Origin of the sequence: Phaeobacter sp. JH20_34 (assembly GCF_048056095.1) — a bacterium.
GTDB classification, from domain to species: Bacteria; Pseudomonadota; Alphaproteobacteria; order Rhodobacterales; family Rhodobacteraceae; genus Phaeobacter; species Phaeobacter bryozoorum.
In genome coordinates, this window is the sequence record NZ_JAYMWT010000021.1 from 191,069 (window position 1) to 210,758 (window position 19,690).

Below are 19,690 nucleotides of genomic sequence, written 5' to 3' on the forward strand. Positions count from 1 at the left end.
CAACACATTCAAATAAAAACATATCAACCGGCCACTTCTCCCAGGTGGCCGGTTTGTTTTTGCCCGCAGCGGCAGGGCTGGGACACATAGCCTGCGAAGGGCACCTAGCAGAGAACATCATTCTGCCGGATGCCGCGCCAGCTTGGTGCCATAGGGTTGCTCAGATCACAAAAACCGGCCATTTCGGGAAAATATTCCAAACGCGACGAATCCGCTCGCAGCAATGGAGGCCGCATATGTTCGAGACACTTGGCTTTGAAGACACCACCGCGCGGGCGGTTTCGGTTCTGTTTGCACTCTCTGTCGGTGTCCTGTTCGGCGGGCTGGCGCAATTGACCCGCTTCTGTTTCCGCCGCGCTGTTGTCGGCGCGGATCGCCGTCAGGCCGCAGGCGTCTGGACAATGGCGCTGGCCGTTGCTGTTCTGGGCACGCAGGCCGCCGTGGCGCAGGGCTGGATCAGCTTTGCCGAGCACCGCCTGATGGTCGCGGATCTGCCGATTGCTGCGGTGGTACTGGGCGGCCTTATGTTCGGGGCCGGCATGGTGCTGACCCGTGGCTGCGTCTCGCGCCTGATGGTTCTGACCGGCAGCGGCAACCTGCGGGCGCTGGTTGTGATCGTGACCTTTGCAATTGTCGCCCACGCCACGCTCAAAGGCGTGCTGGCACCGCTGCGCAGCTGGATCGGCGGCATCACGGTGCCGATTGGGGATTTCGCCTCTCTCACCGCACTGCCCGGCGGCGCGCTGACGGGCGCCGGGCTGATCGTTGCGGCCGCTCTTGTCATCGCTCTGCGCTCGGGCAATCATCCGCTGATGCTGGCCGGGGGGGCCGCCATCGGCGCGCTGGTGCCGCTGGCCTGGGTCGGCACCGGCTATGTGCTGTATGATGAATTTGACCCGATCGCCATGGAGAGCCTCTCCTTCACCGCGCCTTCGGCGGAAACACTATTCTACACGCTGGCGTCCAGCGCCGTGCCTGCGGGCTTCGGGACCGGGCTGGTGGGCGGCGTGCTGATTGGCGCGCTGGTCGCCGCCCTGCTGAGCGGTCGCTTCCAGTGGCAGAGCTTTGAAAGCCCGCGGCAGACCGGCCGCTACCTCACTGGCGCGGTGCTGATGGGGATTGGCGGTGTACTGGCTGGCGGCTGCACAGTCGGGGCCGGTCTCGCCGGTATCCCAACCCTCAGCCTAGCGGCTGTTCTGGCACTGCTGTCGATTGGCGCAGGCGGTTTGGCGGCAGACGCCCTGCTCAATGCAGCCGCTTCCGGATCTGCCGCACCGCGAGCCAGACCAGCAGCACAACCGGCAGAGTAAGTGCTGCCGTCATCATCCCCTTGCTGAGGTCCAGCACCGCCGCGAGGGGATAGAGCGCATAAGACGCCAGCGACACAGCGTAATAGCTGATCGCCACCACTGACAGCCCTTCCACCGTATGTTGCAGCCGCAGCGCCATATCGGCGCGGCGGTCCATGCTTTCCAGCAGGGCCTGGTTCTGGGCACTGCGTTCCACATCGACACGGGTTCGCAGCAGCTCCCCGGCGCGACGCGCCCGGTCTGCCAGCGTAGCGAGCCGCCCTTCGGTTGACTTCACCGTGCGCATCGCCGGTTCAAATCGGCGCAGCATGAACTCAGCAAAGGTCTGATACCCTTCAAACCGGGTCTCGCGCAGCAGGGCGATCCGTTGGTTGACCAGCGCATCATAGGCCCCCGTCGCACCAAAGCGGAACGCTGCCTGCGCCGCCATCGCCTCCAGCTCAGCCGAGACCGTGAGCAGCTGCGCAAGGGTCTGTTCCGCCGGCATACGATCCCCGGTCATCTCGGCCATCATCTCGCTCAGATGGGTGTCGAGCGCGCCAATCGTCGGACTCAGCCCGCGCGCCCGCGAAAACCCGAGCATCGACATCGCCCGATAGGTCTCAATCTCGCAAAGGCGCTGCACCACCCGGCCGATCCGCTGGGCGCCGGTTTCCCGGTTCGGGAAAACCGCAAACCGCATATGCCCAGCCGGATCAATGCGGAAATCCCCCGCCACCACGCAGCTGTCGTCCAGCACTCGGGCCACGGCGAGGCTTTCCGGCACAAACCAATCGGTCAGAGCCGCCCGAACGTCAGAGGTTTCGCCACGAGGCAAGACCCGCAGCATGATCGAAGTGATGCGCTGACCCGGAGCCTCCGCCAGCCAGTCCGACGGGAAGACATCAAAATCCGCAGGATCATACGGGCGGGCGCTGATACCGTCGAAATACAGGGTGTAGGACACAAATTCAGTATGCTGTTCCCATTTGAGCGTATGGCGGCCCAGCTGCACCGAATGATGGGTCGCCCCCGGCGTCGGGTGGGCGACACCGTGACGGTCCAAGAGATCGACCAGATGCGCAAGGTCCCGGCTGCGATCCCGATGCACGGCCTCCTGCGGCTGCTTGATCGCCAGGTAGATCACCGTCGAGGGGTTGCTCATCGTCGGGAACGGGCGGGCGTGCAGCTCATTGGCCAGCTGGTAGCGCAGCGGGTGGTCTTGGATCGGCGGCATCTGTGGTCTCCCTGAGCAGCAGACCACAGGTTAGCCGAGGTGGAGCAACCTGTAAAGAATTACGTTTTTTCAATACCTTAACTGGATACAACCGTATACAATTATGGGGCAGCCCTCGACTCTCGCCGACATTATGCCGCCTCGAACACCTCAATCGCCGCATTCAAACCATTGATGGCCGCAGGCATGCCGCCATAGACCGCCATCTGCCAGATGACCTCCAGAATCTCGCCTTCACTTGCCCCTGCGGCGAGGGTGTTGGCGATATTCACCTTGAGCTGCGGCGCGGTCTGACCGCCAAGCGCAGTCAACGCCGCAACCGTACAGAGCTGCCGTGTCCGCAGGTCCAGCCCCGCGCGTGCGTAGTGGCGCCCATAGGCCCATTCCACCAGGCTCTCCGACATTCCGGGCAGATGGGCGTCATAGCGCTCTGCCAGGATATTCTCCAACTCCGGGTTCAATTCGGCCAACAGATTACGGCCCTTGGTCACTGCGTCAGACATCTGCGCTTTCCTTCTCCAGCTCGTGGTAGATCGCAACCTTGCGATCCATCAGGGCAAGCGTGTCATGAAGCTGCTCCAGCTGCTGGCGGATCACCTCGCGGTGGGCCTCCAGCATTGCGCGGCGTTCGGCCAGGGTTTCGCGCCCCCGCGCCCGCAACCGGGCATAGCGGACCCGATCCGCCTGTTTCATTCCGGTGGCGTTCAACTGCCCCAGAAAGCGGATCCAGCCGAGGATTTCGCGATCATAGACCCGCCGCCCGGCGGCATCCCGCGCCGGCGGATCAATCAACCCGATCTTCTCGTAAAAGCGCAGGGTATCCACGCTCAGCCCCGTGGCCATCGCCACCTCTGAAATCTTCATGCACATCTCTCTTGCTGCCCACCCCTCATGGGTGAGTCGGGACACCCTAGCGGTTGGAGTACACTCCAGCTCAAGCGGTATCTGCGGCGCGTCCGATCGGCTGCCAGAGTTCTATCGGATTGCCCTCCGGGTCATGCAACCGCGCGAAATAGCCAATCTCGCCGTCCCACTCCGGCCGGGTCTCAACAGCGATACCGGCGGCGGTCAGCTGGGCGATCATCGCGGCCAGATCCGTTACCCGGAAATTGATCATCCACTGTTTGCTGGTATCTCCGAAATAATCGGTATCCTCGGCAAATGGAGCAAAGACGGTGTAGCCGCCGCCCTGCATCCAGGGGGTTCCGCCGACGGGGTCAATCCCCAGATGGTCATTGTACCACCGGCTCAGCGCTTCGGGGTCTTTGGCGCGGAAAAACACGCCACCTATGCCTTGGGCCTTTTCCATATCATCCTCCTCGGCTGGCGAATGATACCACAGGATCACGAAAAAAGAGCGCCCCGGCAGGAGCGCTCTTTCGGTATGTGCAGCGATACGCCGAACAATCAGCTGATCATGGTCAGCAGTTTATCCAGGCTGGCCTTGGCATCGCCATAGAACATGCGGGTATTCTCCTTGAAGAACAGCGGGTTCTCGATGCCCGAGTAGCCCGTACCCTGCCCGCGCTTAGAGACGAACACCTGTTTCGCCTTCCAGCATTCCAGCACCGGCATACCGGCGATGGGCGAGTTCGGGTCTTCCTGTGCCGCCGGGTTCACAATGTCGTTGGAGCCAATGACGATCGCCACATCCGTGTCCGGGAAGTCCTCGTTGATCTCGTCCATTTCCAGCACGATATCGTAGGGCACTTTCGCCTCGGCGAGGAGCACGTTCATATGACCCGGCAGACGACCGGCAACCGGATGGATCGCAAAGCGGACGTTCTTGCCCTTGGCACGCAGACGGCGGGTCAGCTCAGCCACATTCTGCTGGGCCTGTGCCACTGCCATACCGTAGCCGGGGATGATGACGACACTGTCGGCCTCATCCAGGGCAGCGGCCACACCATCGGCATCAATCGCGATCTGCTCGCCGTCGATTTCCATCGCCGGACCAGCCGTGCCGCCAAAGCCGCCCAGAATCACCGAGATGAAGGACCGGTTCATCGCCTTACACATGATGTAGCTGAGGATCGCACCGGAGGAGCCCACAAGCGCGCCAACCACGATCAAGAGATCGTTGCCGAGCGAAAAGCCAATCGCCGCCGCGGCCCAGCCGGAGTAGCTGTTCAGCATCGAGACAACCACGGGCATATCCGCGCCGCCGATGCCCATGATCAGGTGGTAGCCGATGAACAGCGCTGCCAGGGTCATCAGGAACAGCGGGAAGAAACCGCCAGTGTTAAAATACCAGATCAGACAGATCAGCGAGAGACCCGCAGCACCAGCGTTCAGCATATGACCGCCGGGCAGCTTGGTCGCCGCCGAGGACACTTTGCCTGCCAGCTTGCCATAGGCAATCACCGACCCGGTGAAGGTCACGGCACCGATGAAGACACCGAGGAAGAGTTCCACCCGCAGGATCGCGATCTCGACACCGTCTTTCTTGGCCAGAAGCGCACCAAAGCCTTCGAGCGCCTTTTTCGCAGTGTCATCCATCGCCAGAACGCGGCCCAGCTCGATATGGGCGATGAAGCCCACGAACACCGCAGCCAGACCCACCAGCGAGTGCATCGCCGCCACCAGCTGCGGCATTTCGGTCATCTGCACGCGTTTGGCGACGTAGTAGCCGATGATACCGCCTGCGGCGATCAGGACGATCGACAACAGCCAAAGACCGGCACCGGGACCAATCAGGGTTGCCAGAACCGCCAGCGCCATACCCGCAATGCCGTACCAGACCGCGCGTTTCGCACTTTCCTGACCGCTCAGGCCGCCCAGCGACAAGATGAAGAGAACAGCCGCAACCACATAGGCGGCAGTTGTAAAGCCAAAGTCCATACTCCCGGCCTCCTTAAGATTTCTGGAACATGGCAAGCATGCGCCGCGTGACGAGGAACCCGCCGAAGATATTGATCCCGGCCATGAACACCGACAGCGCCGCAAGGAAGATCACCAGGAACGACCCGGATCCGATCTGCATCAACGCGCCGAGGATGATGATCGAGGAAATCGCATTGGTGACAGCCATCAACGGCGTATGCAGCGAATGGGCAACGCCCCAGATCACCTGGAAGCCCACGAAACAGGCCAGTGCAAACACGATGAAATGCTGCATGAAGCTCGCGGGGGCAAACAGCCCCACAAACAGCACCAAGGCACCGCCCACAGCCAGCAGGGTGACCTGGTTCTTGGTCTGCTGCTTGAAGGCTTCGACCTCCTGCGCCCGCTTCTCTTCGGGCGTCAGTTCCTTCACCTCTTTCTTCGGCTGGGCCGCGATGGCCTGCACCTTGGGCGGTGGCGGCGGGAAGGTGATTTCCTTCTCGAAGGTCACCGTGGCGCCGCGGATTACGTCGTCTTCCATGTTGTGATTGATCTGACCGTCCTTCTCGGGCGTCAGGTCAGTCATCATATGGCGGATGTTGGTGGCATAAAGCGTCGACGCCTGCGCGGCCATCCGGCTCGGGAAATCGGTATAGCCGATGATGGTCACGCCATTCTCGGTTACCACTTTCTCGTCCATCACCGTGCCTTCGACGTTGCCGCCCTTTTCGGCTGCAAGGTCAACGATCACCGAACCCGGCTTCATCGCGGCGACCATATCCTCAAGCCACAGCTTGGGAGCCTCACGGTTGGGGATCAGCGCGGTGGTGATGACGATATCGACATCGGGAGCCAGTTCGCGGAACTTCGCGAGCTGCGCTTCACGGAACTCCGGGCTGGAGACCGCAGCATAGCCGCCGGTTGCCGCGCCATCCTGCTGGTCTTCCTCGAAATCCAGATAGACGAATTCGGCCCCCATGCTTTCGACCTGCTCCGCCACTTCGGGGCGCACGTCAAAGGCGTAGGTCACCGCACCCAGGCTGGTAGAGGCGCCAATCGCCGCAAGGCCTGCAACCCCTGCACCAACCACCAGAACCTTGGCCGGAGGAACCTTGCCCGCAGCTGTGATCTGACCGGTGAAGAACCGGCCAAAGTTATTCCCGGCCTCAATGACGGCGCGGTAACCTGCGATATTGGCCATCGACGACAGCGCGTCCATTTTCTGGGCACGGCTGATACGTGGCACCATTTCCATGGCGATCACATTGGCGCCCTTGGATTTGGCGAGTTCCAGACCTTCGCTATTGCCGCCGGGATTGAAGAAGGAGATCAGCGTCTTGCCCGCTGTCATCCGCTTCAGCTCCGCTTCGGTGGGCTGACGCACCTTGGCAACGATATCGCAGGCTTTCCACAATGCGGCCGGTGTCTTGATGATCTCGACGCCGACAGCCTCGTAGGTGGCGTCAGAAAAACCTGCCGCTGCCCCGGCACCGCTTTCAATCGCGCAGTCGTACCCCAGCTTTTGCAGTTGAACCGCGGAGTCCGGGGTCATCGCAACCCGCGCCTCGCCGTCAAACACTTCTTTTGGTGTGCCTATTTTCACCTTGTCGGTCCCCCTCTTTGTGTCCGCATCAGACTGACTGAGCACGGATCGCAAATATTTTGACTACATTGCGCAATATTTTTGCGCAACAGTTTCGCTGCGTCGCCGCAACACTTTGCTGCGGTGCCGCAAATCCGTCACAGCCATCGTCCTGTGTCTTTTTCGTAGCGCCCCCACTGCGCCCTGAACTGCCGCCGCAACCGGTTTTCCTCGGGCAGGATGAAACGGCGTTCCAACACCCAGACAAAGACCGGCAGCAGTATCAGCGACAGCACCGCGTCAAACCGCAGGATCAGTCCGAGCAGCAGCAGGCAATCACCTAGGTAGATCGGATTGCGGCTGCGTTTGAAAATACCCGATTGAACCAGCTGGCTTGGCTGCCCGTGTGGATGCAGCGTCGTCCTATGACGCCGCATTTCCATCACCGCGAGCAGCATCAGAATGACTCCCGCTCCGATCAAGAGGCCGCTGACCAGCCCGACGACGGCGCCGATCACGCCATGCGACAATTCGAGCCCCATAGGCAGGAAACGTGCCTGACACCAGGCCAGCACTGCAAACCCCAGCAACCACACAGGAGGCACGTCAATCCATTTCATTGCAGACGGCACTCCGGGTGATCCTTGTCGGTCTTGATGCGCATCAGCGGCAGTTTTCCCTCATGTGGCCAGAACGTCCAGCCTTCGGAGATGACTTCCGAAGGATAAGGACAGATTGCCCAAAATGGTCGTGAAACGGCGAATCCGTTCCGTTTGCGGCATGATCCTGCATATATTGTTGCGAATGACCACGTATACTTTTGCATGCCTGCCGCAACTGATCGGCATGCTGAGTTCTGCTACCGCTCACAGTTCTTGTCGCAAGGATCACGATGGGCGCAGATCACCGGGTGGGCGCGCTATTCCCACTCCATCTCCTCATAGACACGCCCGGCATTCTTGGTCGCCAGTTCCTCAAAAGTATCGAGCTGCTGCCAGCGGGCCTGATCCACGTAATAGGCCGAGGCCAGATCGCCGCCCTCCTCGATATGGGCGCCAATCTTGCTGCGCAGATCGAGCAGATACTCCAGAGTGTAGCGCCGGACCTGATCCAGGTTGGTCGGATGACCATGGCCGGGGATCACATAGGTCGGCGCCAGCGGTTCCAGCTTGTCCTGCCAGGTCTCGATCCAGCAGCTGGTGCAGGTATGTTCAAAAATCGGCAACATCCGCTCGTGAAAGGCAATATCGCCTGCGATCAGCATCCCCCACTGCGGAATCCAGACCTGCGTGTCACCCGGATCATGGGCCGGACCAAGATGCAGGACCTGAAAGTCGATCCCGCCAAGCGACAGATCGTAACGATCTTCAAAACTCAGGTTCGCAGGCTCCACCCGCGTGTCCCCGGCCCTGTCCTTATTGTAGCCTTGCATCCCCTGAAGGATAAAATGACCGTTCTGCGTCACCTCGGCCGTGGCATCTACATGCGCCAGAACGTCAACGCCCCGATCGCGCCAATAGCCGTTGCCCAACATCGCATGGCCCTGCCCGTTTTCATTGATCACCAGAACCACCGGCTGATCGGTCACCGCCTTGATCTCGGCATGGAGCGCGGCAGCCAGCGCATCAGACGCCCCCGCATTGATCACCACAACACCCGCCTCGGTCACAACGAAGCTCAGGTTATTGTTATGGCCGGCATTTTCATAGGTTGGCGGCGCGGTGGCTCCAATAGCCGAAAACACATGCGGGATCACCTCCACGGGCTTTGAGTACAACTCGGACTGCGGGTATTGATCCGCGATATCTTCGCTGGCCAGCCCGCATAGAGGCAACATCAGCGCGGTTGCCACGCCACAGACAAGAGCTTTCATGGGATCCTCCGTCAGCCTTGGTGGCGGTTCGTCGCCACATGCCGTTACATTCACACATAGGAATATTTCTGTAAACCATTTCTCCGAGACCCGCCGCCGCAAGCGTTGTGCCCGTGCCGGTTGATAAAGTGACGGAACGGAGATCTTGCCAGCCTCCCTGCGGCGGTTAGGCTCATATCAAGATCCGGGTTGCATGTGGGGATCACCCGCATGGCCCCAACAGTTACGAACAACAGCGGAGCAACACCATGACACTCAAGGGAAAACACGCATTGATCACCGGCGGAGGCACCGGCATTGGTCTGGCGATGGCCAAGGCGCTGGCCGCCGAGGGGGCTGCGGTGACGATCACCGGCCGTCGGCAGGAGGTGCTGGAGGAGGTCGCAACCGATGGGCTGCATCCGCTCGCCATGGATGTGCGCGACGAACAGGACGTGATCGCAAAAATTGACGCCGCCACCGCAGCTCGCGGTCCGGTGCAGATCTGCGTCCCCAATGCAGGCATCGCCGAGGGCAAGGCCCTGCACAAGATGTCGATGGACTTCTGGCGCAACATGATGGCAACCAACCTCGACGGCGCTTTTCTGACGATCCGCGAATGTATGAAATCCATGCGCCAGACCGACTGGGGCCGTGTCGTCACCGTATCCTCCATCGCAGGCCTGCGCGGGCTGCAAGGCGCGCCCTGCTATTCGGCCAGCAAACACGGGCTGATCGGCCTGACCCGATCGCTGAGCGAGGATTATCTGGGCACGCCCTATACCTTCAACGCGCTCTGCCCGGGCTATGTCGATACGCCGATCATCGACCGCAACGTCACCTCGATCTCTCAGCGCGCCGGAGTGAGCGAAGAACAGGCGCTGAAGATCATGGTCTCTGCGAACCGGCACAAGCGGCTGATCCAACCGGATGAGGTTGCCGCCGCGCTGCTGTGGCTCTGTGGTCCCGGCTCTCAGTCTATCAATGGACAAACCATCGAAATCGCAGGTGGGCAGACCTGATGACCCGCGAGGAGTTCAACGCCTTCTGCGCCAGCTTCCCCGCTACATCGCATGTCATCCAATGGGGCGATGCCGACGTGTGGAAGGCAGGAGGCAAGGTCTTTGCCATCTGCGGCTGGGCCGAGGGCAAGGACGCCTTTACCTTCAAGACGGGCGAGATCGCCTTTGAGGTTTTGCAGGAGCGACCGGGCGTCCGCCCGGCGCCCTATCTGGCCTCGCGCGGAATGAAGTGGCTGCAACATTTCAAAGATCCCGGCCTGACCGATGCCGAGCTGAAAGAGCAGATCAGCCTGTCGTACAGTCTGGTGACCGCCGGTCTGTCGAAACGAAAACGAACTGAACTGGGCATTCCGGAACCGCAGCTGGATCCCACCAGCCGCTAATCTCTGGACAGGACAGATCCGATGCGGTAGCACTCGAGAAGCTTTAAGCCTAAAATAAACCACTCCGTCCGTCAGGCCGCCCATGATCACGAGGTTCAGATGACCGATTTCGCCGCAACCAAGGCTATGTTTTCCCTGCCCGAAGGGATGATCTACCTCGATGGCAATTCTCTGGGTCCGATGCCGCGTGCAACCGCCGAACGGGTGCGCAGCACGATCGAGGACGAATGGGGCGAGATGCTGATCACCGGCTGGAACAGGGCCGGGTGGATGCAGAAACCAACCGCCATCGGCGACCGGATTGCCCGGCTGATCGGCGCAGAACCCGGCCATGTGGTGATGGGTGACACCCTGTCGATCAAGGTCTATCAGGCCGTCGCCTCGGCACTGGAGCTGAACCCATCGCGCAAGGTGGTCCTGTCTGACAGCGGCAACTTCCCTTCCGATCTCTATATGGTCGAAGGTCTGGTGAAATCGCTTGGCCCGGACTATTCGCTTCGCGTGGTCGCACCGGAGGAGGTCAGCGCCCATATCACCGACGACATTGCCGTGCTGATGCTGACCGAAGTCGATTACCGCAGCGGTCGCAAGCACGATATGAAGGCGCTGACCGAACAGGCCCATGCTGCCGGTGTCGTGACGGTCTGGGATCTGGCCCATTCCGCAGGTGCGCTGCCGGTCGATCTGGCAGGCTGCAAGGCCGATTTCGCCGTAGGATGTACCTATAAATACCTCAATAGCGGCCCCGGTGGTCCAGCGTTCATCTATGTGGCGCCGCGCCATGCCGACACGGCCCGCCCGGCGCTCTCCGGCTGGCTGGGTCACGCCGCGCCGTTTGAATTCGACCTGAATTACAAACCAGGCAGCGGGATCGAACGGATGCGCGTCGGCACGCCGCCGGTGTTACAGCTGGCCGCACTCGAGGCCTCGATGGATATCTGGGACATGGCCGATATGGCCGATGTGCGCGCCAGATCCATCGAACTTTGCGATCTGTTCATTGCCGAGGTGGAATCCCGCTGCCCCGATCTCACTCTTGCGTCGCCGCGCGACGGCAACGCCCGTGGCAGCCAGGTGTCCTTCCGCTTCCATGAAGGTTATGCCGCCATGCAGGCGCTCATCGCCCGTGGTGTGGTGGGAGACTTCCGCGCGCCGGATATCATGCGCTTCGGCTTCACCCCGCTCTACATTGACGAAGGTGACGTCAGGGCCGCTGTTGATATCATCGAGGACGTGATGACCAACGCGCTCTGGGATCGCCCGGAATACAAAACCCGCAACGCCGTCACCTGATGGCGAGCCTGCCCGCATATCGCCTGCCACTGTGTCGGCCAGCGGGCTGGATCGCCCTGTGGCGACGACTGGCCCAATGCGGTACGCTCAACGCAAGAAAGGCCCCCGTTCCCGCAATCTGATACACTACCGGAACACCAAGGAGCCTTTCCATGTCCACCCCCTATGATCCCGCCAAGGAAGGCGCGCAGATGTCGTTTGACGGGCGCATGTCCTATGGCGACTACCTGTCACTCGACACGCTGCTGACCGCGCAGAAGACCTGGACCAACACCCATGACGAGATGCTGTTCATCATCCAGCATCAGACCTCAGAGCTTTGGATGCGCCTCGCCATTCACGAGCTGACCGCCGCGCGCGCGCGCCTGCTGGCGGAAAAACCGCATGAGGCGTTCAAGATGCTGGCCCGCGTTGCGCGGATCTTCGAACAGCTGAACTCTGCCTGGGATGTGCTGCGCACCATGACACCCTCGGATTATTCTGCCTTTCGCAATGAACTGGGGCAGAGTTCCGGCTTTCAGTCGCATCAGTATCGCCAGATCGAATTCATGCTCGGCAACCGCAACAAGGCGATGCTGCGCCCGCACGCCCACCGCCCCGACATTCTGGCGCTTCTGGAAGAAGAACTGCGCCAGCCCTCGCTCTATGATGTTGCCCTGCGCGCCCTGTCCAAGCGGTTTGAGCTGCCCGAAGAGGTGCTGAACCGTGACCTCTCCGAAACCTATAGCCCCAATCCGGCGGTTGAGGCGGCCTGGACCGAGGTCTACCGCAATACCGAAGTGCATTGGGATCTCTACGAGCTGGCCGAGAAGCTGGTGGATTTTGAGGATTATTTCCGCCGCTGGCGTTTCAACCATGTCACCACGGTGGAACGGGTCATCGGCTTCAAACGCGGCACCGGCGGCACCGGTGGCGTCAGCTATCTGAAACGTATGCTGGAGGTGGAGCTGTTCCCCGAGCTCTGGCACCTGCGCACCACGCTCTGACGCCAGATGGGATCGGCGGCAGGCCAGCCCTGCCCGCCCCCCCCAGGCTGCCCCATTTGGACCTGCCCTCAGTCAACCTGCTCCAGTCAGCGCGGCGACAGCGCAGCCACAAACAACAGCGCCAACTGGCGAACGCCCGAGCGGTAGGCGGCATAATCTGCCGAGGTATGTTTGACGCCCTTCATGGCACTGCAAAAGCTGCGCGCCACATCCTGCGGCGTGCCGGCCAACCGCACCAGTCCCGCAGCCGCCATATCCTTTAGCCAATCCGCATAAACCCCGCGCATCAGGCATTCGCCGGCCTCAATGTGATCGCCGGCCGCGTTCATGCTGGCTTCCAGCGTTTCCATCCCGTGGGGCGTGCTCAGCATAGCCTCTATAGCCGGGCCGCCCTGCGCGTCGAATGCGTTCAGAACCTTCGACTGAAGTTCCCCGTCTGCGGTCAGCGCTGCGTGGACCGCTCGCGCTGTCTCGGCGTAATAGGCATCAATCAACGCCTTCAGGATGGCTTCCTTGTTCTTGAAATGCAGATAGACCGCAGGGCGAGACATCCCCGCCCGCTTGGCAATGTCATCCATTGAAGTCTTGCGAAACCCATAGGTCGCAAAGGCTTCCCAGGCGGATTCCAGAATGTTGCGCTGTTTGGGGTCGATCTGCTGCATGTCCATAGCGCAGTTCTGACATTCGATACCAAATTTGTCAATTGACACACTGACACATATGCATCATTTTGTCACGAAGTCACGCAGCCAGCACAGAAAGGACACCCAATGTCCACCAGCCTTCGCATCAACGGGAAATCCCATCAGATTGACCTGCCTGACGACGTGCCGCTTCTTTGGGTCCTGCGCGATGAAGTCGGCCTGACCGGCACCAAATTCGGCTGTGGCGTCGCGGCCTGTGGCGCCTGCACCGTGCATATTGACGGCGAGGCCGTGCGCTCCTGCCAGGTGGCGCTGTCCGATGTCTGGGGTGAGGTCACCACCATCGAGGGGATCGGCACACCCGACGCCATGGTCGCTGTGCAAAAAGCCTGGGTCGCCAATCAGGTCGCGCAATGTGGCTACTGCCAGTCCGGCCAGATCATGCAGGCCGCGAGCCTGCTGGCGGAAAACCCCGCCCCCTCGGATGCCGATATCGACGAGGCGATGCAGGGCAACCTCTGCCGCTGTGGCACCTACCCCCGAATCCGCGCCGCCATCCATGACGCCGCCAAAATGATGAAGGAGGTCTGAGCCATGGCCAGCATTCGCAGAATCGCCCGCCGCAGCTTTCTCATCGGCTCTGCTGCCATCGTAGGTGGCGTCGCCTTTGGCACCTATAAGTACCACCAGCCCGCTCCCAACCCGCTCGACCAGAAGGATGGTCGCGCGGTGCTCAACCCCTTTGTGTTTGTGGATCAATCCGGCGTCACTCTGATTGCGCCCCGGGCGGAGATGGGACAGGGCGTCAAATCCGCCTGGGCCAGTCTGATCGCCGAAGAGCTGGACGTCGATCCGGCCAAGGTCACGGTCCTGCACGGCCCCGCCGCCAAGGCCTATTACAACAGCGCCATGATGTCAGAGGCGCTGCCCGGACGGGGCTATGACAGCTCGCCTCTGCAGCATTCACTGGGCGAAATCGTCGGTCACATGGCCAAGTTCCTTGATCTTCAGGTCACCGGCGGCTCCTCTTCCATGCGCGACGGCTTTGAGCGGATGCGCCATGCGGGCGCCAGCGCCCGCGAGACCCTGAAACAGGCCGCTGCGGAGCAGCTGGCAGTCGGACGCGATCAGCTCGCCACCGAAGATGGTCATGTCATCGCGCCGGATGGCACCCGCCTGCCCTATGGCAGCCTTGCCGTTGCAGCCGCCGCCCTTGACCCTGTCGAGGCGGATCTGCGCCCGGCGTCGAGCTGGCGCCTGATCGGCAAGGATGTGCCCCGCATCGACATGGTTGCCAAATCCACCGGCACCGCAGAATTCGGCGTCGACGTCCGCCTGCCCGGCATGAAATTCGCCGCCATCAAACAAAGCCCGCATTTCGGCGTGGGCAAGACCGCCTTTGACGCCAGCGCAGCCGAAGGCATGGCCGGTGTGGAAAAGGTACTGGATCTTGGCGATGCTGTCGCGGTGGTTGCCAGCAACACCTGGCTCGCGCAGCAGGCCGTGGATGCCATTGACGTAACGTGGGAGGCAGCCCCCTACCCCGAGACAACCGGCGCGATTTTTGACGAGATCGCCCGCAGTTTTGACACTGCCCCCAACTCGACCCTGCGCGATGACGGCGATGTGGACGCGCTGCCAGAGGGCGCAACCGTGATCGAAGCGGAATATCGCCTGCCCTATCTGGCCCATGCCACGATGGAGCCGATGAACGCGACCGCGCTTTACACCGGGGATGCGCTGCAAATCTGGGCGCCCAATCAGGGGCCAACCGTGGTGCAGAAAAACGCCGCAGCGCTTGCCGGGCTCGATGCCGAGGCGGTTGAGGTCAATACAACCTACCTCGGCGGCGGATTTGGGCGGCGGATTGAAACCGATTATACCGACCGCGCCGTTCAGATCGCATTGCAGATGCCCGACACCCCGGTGCAGCTGACATGGAGCCGCGAGGAAGACATGACCCATGACTTCTACCGCCCAGGCGCCATCGCCCGCTACCGCGCCGCGGTAAAGGACGGCAAGGCGGTGATGGTCCACGGCAAAATCGCCGCGCAATCGACCACCGTCGAAGGCGCTGGCCGGATGCTCGGCCTGCCAATGTCCGGCCCGGACAAGGGGCATGTGGATACCGCTTTCAACCAGCCGCTCGCCATCCCCAATTTCCGCGTCGAAGGCTATCTGGCCAAACCGATGATTCCCGTCGGCTTCTGGCGCTCGGTGGGGGCCTCCTTCAACGGCTTCTTCTCCGATTGTATCATCGACGAAATGGCCCATGCCGCCGGGCGCGATCCGCTGGAATTCCGGCTGGAGCTGGCCCGCGCCGAGTGGGAGCCTGCTGCCAAGGTGCTGGAAACCGTGCGCGACATGTCCGGCTGGACCGGCAAGACAGCCGATGGCATCGGCCGGGGTGTGGCGCTTGCCTATAGTTTCGGCACGCCAGTCGCGCAGGTTATCGAGGTCGCCGACCAGGACGGGCAGATTCGCATGACCAAAGCCTGGATCGCCGCAGATCTGGGCCGTGTCATCGACCCGCAGAACACCCGCGCGCAGATGTTTGGCGGCATGGTCTACGGTCTGTCTGCGGCCTGCTTTGGCGAGATCACCTTTGACGGTGGCGCGGTCCAGCAGCAGAATTTCCCCGACTATGACGCCCTGCGCATACACACAATGCCCGAGGTGCAGGTCGCGCTGCTGGAAAACCAGCCCCGCATGGGCGGCGCCGGGGAACCCGGCACGCCCCCGGCGGCCCCGGCGCTGGCCAATGCGATCTTCGATCTGACCGGCAAACGCGCCCGTCAGCTGCCGCTGATACATGAGTTTGATCTGCTGGTCTGAAAGACCAACGGCACCGCCCTAAAGGCGGTGCCGATTGAGGTGTCTACGGGTAGTCAAAGACCGGATGCCTCAGGCCGATGTCGTGTCTCAGGCCGATTTCCGTTGGGTTGGTCTGCCCGCACCCTCGGCCCAGGCGCGCACCGCGTCACCAAAGGCGGTGAACAAAGGCCGCGACACCGGGTCATTCGCGGCGTCCCACTCTGGATGCCATTGCACCGCAAGGGTAAAACCGGGAGCGTCTTTCACATAGATCGCCTCGGGCGTGCTATCAGGGGCGGTTCCGTCGATCACGATCCGCTTGCCCGGCACCTTGATCCCCTGCCCATGCAGCGAATTGGTCATCACCTCCGCCGCACCGAACAGACGATGGAAAACGCCGCCTTCACTCAGCTCAACGATGTGGCGCATGGCGAATTTCTCTTCCAGTGTCCCGTCGGGGGGCATCCGGTGGTTCATCCGTCCCGGCAGATCGCGGATTTCCGGGTAAAGCGTGCCACCCATGGCCACATTCACCTCCTGAAAGCCACGACAGATGCCAAGAAATGGCTGCCCCCGCTCGACGCAGGCGCGCACCAGCGGCAGGGTGATGGCATCACGCGCCCGGTCAAAGGCGCCATGGGCATCCGTCTCGGCCTCGCCGTATTCATGCGGGTGCACATTCGGCCGCCCGCCGGTCAATAGAAAGCCATCAAAGCTCTCCAGCAGCTCCTCCACCGTCAGAAACCGGGGATCCGACGGAATCAGCAGCGGCATACAGCCTGCAACCTCGGCCACCGCCTCGGAGTTCATCGTCCCCCCGGCATGGGCGGGGTATTCATCATTGATGAGATAGGAATTGCCAATAATGCCGACTTTGGGGCGTGTCATTCTGTCCTCAGCGGTTTGGGCGCCGGCCCTTCTGTCCATCCTCGGACAGCATCTCCGGGTCACGGCAATCCTACAGCCCTGCCGCGGCGGGTTGCAATTCCCCTATGGGGCGCAACCTGCCGCTTTGCCGTAAAAAGCTGTATCTCCGCCGCAGCTTTCGGCAGATCGCGATCATCTGCCAGCTCGTCAGCGGGCGCCTCGGCTCACGCTTCCCCGGTCAGCCCGGTGGCGCGGATCCCGGCCATCGCCGCCTCGGCGTCATTGTCGGAGGTATCGCCGGTGACCCCCACAGCCCCGATCACCGCACCTGCATCACTGCGCAGCAATACGCCACCGGGGACCGGTACGACCTGCCCGCCGTAGACACCGTTCACGGCCGCCATGAAATAGGCCTGCTGTTCAGCGCGCGCCATCTGCGCAGTGCCAGCCATGCCCAGCATCACCGCGCCATAGGCCTTGCCATGGGCGATGGCAAAGCGGCCGGGCGCGGCGCCGTCCTCGCGTTCAAAGGCAAGCACATGTCCGCCCGCGTCCAAGACGACGACAGAGAGCGGTTTCAGCGCCATCTCCCGCCCCTTGGCGCGGGTATGTTCGATGATGCTGCGGGCCTGATCCAGAGTGAGGGTCATGTCTATTGTCCTTGATGTGCACATAAAAAAGGGGCCGGGCAGACCGCCCGACCCCAGTCGTTTTTCTCAGCCCTGCGCCTTCAGCTCCAGGCGGCGGGCGTGCAGCACCGGCTCGGTATAGCCGGAGGGCTGGACGCGACCACGGAACACCAGATCGCAGGCCGCCTGAAAGGCAACCCCGTCAAATCCGGGTGCCATCGGCGTATAGCTCGGATCACCCGCATTCTGCTGGTCCACAACCGCCGCCATTTTCTGCATCGCGGCCATGACCTGCGCCTCGTCCACCACGCCATGATGCAGCCAGTTGGCCAGCGCCTGGCTGGAAATCCGACAGGTCGCCCGATCTTCCATCAGCCCGACGTCGTGGATATCGGGCACCTTGGAGCAGCCGACGCCCTGATCAACCCAGCGCACCACATAGCCCAGGATGCCCTGCGCGTTGTTCTCGATCTCTTGCGCGATATCGGCGTCCGAAAGGTTCTGACCATCCATCACCGGAATGGTGAGCAGATCCGCAAGGGTTCCGCGCGCACCGGCTGCCTTCAGGCTGTCCTGCACCGCGTGGACATCAACATGGTGGTAATGGGTGGCGTGCAGGGTCGCCGCCGTCGGCGACGGCACCCATGCACAGGTCGCGCCGGATTTCGGGTGGCCGATCTTGGCCTCCAGCATCTCGCCCATGCGATCCGGCATCGCCCACATCCCCTTGCCGATCTGCGCCCGCCCCTTCAGACCGCAGGCCAGACCGATATCGACATTGCGATCCTCGTAGGAGGCAATCCAGGGGGTCGATTTCATCTCGCCCTTGCGCAGCATCGGGCCTGCTTCCATCGAGGTGTGGATCTCATCGCCGGTCCGATCCAGGAAGCCGGTGTTGATAAAGGCCACACGATGCTTGGCCGCTCGGATACATGCCTTGAGGTTCACCGAGGTGCGGCGTTCCTCATCCATGATACCAATCTTGACCGTGTGGCGCGGCAGGCCCAGCGCGTCTTCGACATGGTCAAAGATCCGGTTGGTAAAGGCGACTTCCTCGGGCCCGTGCATCTTCGGCTTCACCACATAGACCGAACCATGCAGCGAATTGCCGCCCTCCGCCTGGAGGTCGTGCATGGCGCAGAGCACGGTGATCATCGCATCCATGAAGCCTTCGCCCGCCTCACGGCCTTCGCTGTCCAGAACCGCTGGATTGGTCATCAGATGGCCGACGTTGCGCACCAGCAGCAGCGAGCGCCCCTTCAGCCGCAGATCGGACCCATCCGGCGCGGTGAAGGACAGATCGTCATTCAGCACGCGGGTAAAGGTGGTCCCGCCCTTGCTCACCTCCTCGGAAAGGTCACGCTTCATCAGGCCCAGCCAGTTGGAATAGGCCGTGACCTTGTCCTCACTGTCCACGCAGGCAACGGAGTCTTCGCAATCCATGATGGTCGACAGCGCGGATTCCAGGATGATATCGTTGATCCCAGCCTGATCGCCCTTGCCGATATTGCCCTCGGCATCGACCACGATCACTGCATGCAGCCCGTTGTTTTTTAGCAGGATCCTGCCCGGCGTGGCGGCGGCGCCGTCATAGCCTGCAAACTGCGTCGCATCCTTGAGCGCAGGCACCAGCGCGCCATCCTCAACCGACAGGCCAGTGCAGTCCGACCACGACCCGTCAGCAAGCGGGAAGGTCTGATCGAGGAACCCACGCCCCCATGCGATCACCCGCGCGCCCCGCCCGGCATCATAGCCTTTGCCCTCCGGCAGGTCGCCCATGGCATCGGTGCCATAAAGCGCATCATACAGGCTGCCCCAGCGCGCATTGGCCGCATTCAGGGCAAATCGCGCGTTGGTGATCGGCACCACCAGCTGCGGCCCCGGAACATTGGCGATTTCATCATCAACATTCTGCGTCTCGATCTCGAAATCATCCCCTTCGGGCAGCAGGTAGCCGATCTCGCGCAAAAACGTCTCATAGGCCGCCGCGTCATGGGCCTGGCCCCGGCGCGCGATATGCCAGGCATCAATCTGTCCCTGAAGATCGGCGCGTTTGGCCAGCAATGCGCGATTTTCGTCACCCATGCCGTTGACCAGACCGGCCAGACCACCCCAGAAGGCATCTGTCGTGACACCGGTGCCGGGCAGCGCCTTGTCCTCGATGAAGGACACCAGCGTGTCAGCCACCTGCATATCATGACGTTCCTGCATCCCGCTCATGGGGCCATCCTCCTGTTAACTGGGCGTATTACTGCCCCCGATACACCAA

19 protein-coding genes are annotated in these 19,690 nt (G+C 61.8%); 7 read left to right on the forward strand and 12 right to left on the reverse strand.

From position 1 onward, the window contains the following. The first annotated feature begins 236 nt into the window (after positions 1 to 236). On the forward strand, positions 237 to 1,310 hold the full coding sequence (locus VWZ81_RS15525) for a YeeE/YedE family protein (protein ID WP_416543630.1): 1,074 nt from the start codon (positions 237 to 239) through the stop codon (positions 1,308 to 1,310). Here the strand turns inward: VWZ81_RS15525 and VWZ81_RS15530 are convergent. The 8 genes from VWZ81_RS15530 to VWZ81_RS15565 all read right to left on the reverse strand — a co-directional run bounded on the left by VWZ81_RS15530 (position 1,246) and on the right by VWZ81_RS15565 (position 8,804). Next, complete coding sequence (locus tag VWZ81_RS15530) at positions 1,246 to 2,526, reverse strand: DUF3422 family protein (RefSeq protein WP_340545087.1); 1,281 nt, start codon at positions 2,524 to 2,526, stop codon at positions 1,246 to 1,248. The genes VWZ81_RS15525 and VWZ81_RS15530 overlap by 65 nt on opposite strands. A gap of 131 nt (positions 2,527 to 2,657) precedes the next feature. Further along, entirely contained in the window at positions 2,658 to 3,029 is a 372-nt protein-coding gene (locus tag VWZ81_RS15535; protein ID WP_416539221.1) for a carboxymuconolactone decarboxylase family protein, read from the reverse strand. Continuing rightward, positions 3,022 to 3,390, reverse strand: coding sequence for a MerR family transcriptional regulator (locus VWZ81_RS15540; RefSeq protein WP_416539220.1), 369 nt, complete (start codon positions 3,388 to 3,390; stop codon positions 3,022 to 3,024). Before VWZ81_RS15540 ends, VWZ81_RS15535 begins: the two co-directional genes overlap by 8 nt. 70 nt (positions 3,391 to 3,460) lie before the next feature. Next, the gene (locus tag VWZ81_RS15545) at positions 3,461 to 3,835 is read right to left on the reverse strand and encodes a VOC family protein (RefSeq protein ID WP_416536785.1); all 375 of its coding nucleotides are present in this window, start codon (positions 3,833 to 3,835) and stop codon (positions 3,461 to 3,463) included. Positions 3,836 to 3,933: 98 nt separating this feature from the next. Continuing rightward, positions 3,934 to 5,367: an NAD(P)(+) transhydrogenase (Re/Si-specific) subunit beta gene (locus VWZ81_RS15550; RefSeq protein WP_416539218.1), complete on the reverse strand. Its 1,434-nt coding sequence runs from the start codon at positions 5,365 to 5,367 to the stop codon at positions 3,934 to 3,936. Between the two features lie 13 nt (positions 5,368 to 5,380). Continuing rightward, positions 5,381 to 6,952, reverse strand: coding sequence for a Re/Si-specific NAD(P)(+) transhydrogenase subunit alpha (locus tag VWZ81_RS15555; RefSeq protein ID WP_340545082.1), 1,572 nt, complete (start codon positions 6,950 to 6,952; stop codon positions 5,381 to 5,383). A 137-nt stretch (positions 6,953 to 7,089) separates the two neighbouring features. Continuing rightward, positions 7,090 to 7,551 (reverse strand): methyltransferase family protein, encoded by a 462-nt coding sequence (locus VWZ81_RS15560; protein ID WP_340545081.1) that lies wholly within the window; start codon positions 7,549 to 7,551, stop codon positions 7,090 to 7,092. A 299-nt stretch (positions 7,552 to 7,850) separates the two neighbouring features. Next, positions 7,851 to 8,804, reverse strand: coding sequence for an MBL fold metallo-hydrolase (locus tag VWZ81_RS15565; RefSeq protein WP_416543629.1), 954 nt, complete (start codon positions 8,802 to 8,804; stop codon positions 7,851 to 7,853). A gap of 248 nt (positions 8,805 to 9,052) precedes the next feature. On the opposite strand from VWZ81_RS15565, the gene VWZ81_RS15570 reads away from it, so the two are divergent. The 4 genes from VWZ81_RS15570 (at position 9,053) to kynA (ending at position 12,467) form a co-directional block, all read left to right on the forward strand. Then, on the forward strand, positions 9,053 to 9,805 hold the full coding sequence (locus tag VWZ81_RS15570) for an SDR family NAD(P)-dependent oxidoreductase (RefSeq protein ID WP_340545079.1): 753 nt from the start codon (positions 9,053 to 9,055) through the stop codon (positions 9,803 to 9,805). Beyond that, positions 9,805 to 10,188, forward strand: a complete 384-nt coding sequence (locus VWZ81_RS15575) for an MmcQ/YjbR family DNA-binding protein (RefSeq protein ID WP_416539214.1) — start codon at positions 9,805 to 9,807, stop codon at positions 10,186 to 10,188. The genes VWZ81_RS15570 and VWZ81_RS15575 overlap by 1 nt, the downstream gene beginning before the upstream one ends. A gap of 99 nt (positions 10,189 to 10,287) precedes the next feature. Then, positions 10,288 to 11,481 carry a kynureninase gene (gene kynU / locus VWZ81_RS15580; protein ID WP_416540416.1) on the forward strand — a complete coding sequence of 398 codons (1,194 nt, stop codon included), beginning with the start codon at positions 10,288 to 10,290 and terminating at the stop codon, positions 11,479 to 11,481. 152 nt (positions 11,482 to 11,633) lie between these two features. Continuing rightward, positions 11,634 to 12,467: a tryptophan 2,3-dioxygenase gene (gene kynA, locus VWZ81_RS15585; protein WP_416543628.1), complete on the forward strand. Its 834-nt coding sequence runs from the start codon at positions 11,634 to 11,636 to the stop codon at positions 12,465 to 12,467. A gap of 86 nt (positions 12,468 to 12,553) precedes the next feature. Here kynA and VWZ81_RS15590 read toward each other — a convergent pair whose 3' ends face one another. Beyond that, positions 12,554 to 13,177 carry a TetR/AcrR family transcriptional regulator gene (locus VWZ81_RS15590; RefSeq protein ID WP_416543627.1) on the reverse strand — a complete coding sequence of 208 codons (624 nt, stop codon included), beginning with the start codon at positions 13,175 to 13,177 and terminating at the stop codon, positions 12,554 to 12,556. Positions 13,178 to 13,237: 60 nt separating this feature from the next. Here VWZ81_RS15590 and VWZ81_RS15595 point away from each other — a divergent pair, with 60 nt between their 5' ends. Both VWZ81_RS15595 and VWZ81_RS15600 read left to right on the forward strand, forming a co-directional pair. Continuing rightward, positions 13,238 to 13,702: a (2Fe-2S)-binding protein gene (locus VWZ81_RS15595; protein ID WP_416543626.1), complete on the forward strand. Its 465-nt coding sequence runs from the start codon at positions 13,238 to 13,240 to the stop codon at positions 13,700 to 13,702. Between the two features lie 3 nt (positions 13,703 to 13,705). After that, on the forward strand, positions 13,706 to 15,946 hold the full coding sequence (locus tag VWZ81_RS15600) for a molybdopterin cofactor-binding domain-containing protein (protein ID WP_416543625.1): 2,241 nt from the start codon (positions 13,706 to 13,708) through the stop codon (positions 15,944 to 15,946). Between the two features lie 87 nt (positions 15,947 to 16,033). Here VWZ81_RS15600 and VWZ81_RS15605 read toward each other — a convergent pair whose 3' ends face one another. The 3 genes from VWZ81_RS15605 to VWZ81_RS15615 all read right to left on the reverse strand — a co-directional run bounded on the left by VWZ81_RS15605 (position 16,034) and on the right by VWZ81_RS15615 (position 19,641). After that, positions 16,034 to 16,813, reverse strand: a complete 780-nt coding sequence (locus tag VWZ81_RS15605) for a gamma-glutamyl-gamma-aminobutyrate hydrolase family protein (RefSeq protein WP_340545072.1) — start codon at positions 16,811 to 16,813, stop codon at positions 16,034 to 16,036. Positions 16,814 to 17,016: 203 nt separating this feature from the next. Then, positions 17,017 to 17,442, reverse strand: coding sequence for a GlcG/HbpS family heme-binding protein (locus VWZ81_RS15610; protein WP_340545071.1), 426 nt, complete (start codon positions 17,440 to 17,442; stop codon positions 17,017 to 17,019). Positions 17,443 to 17,508: 66 nt separating this feature from the next. Beyond that, on the reverse strand, positions 17,509 to 19,641 hold the full coding sequence (locus VWZ81_RS15615) for a malate synthase G (protein WP_416543623.1): 2,133 nt from the start codon (positions 19,639 to 19,641) through the stop codon (positions 17,509 to 17,511). Positions 19,642 to 19,690: the final 49 nt, after the last annotated feature.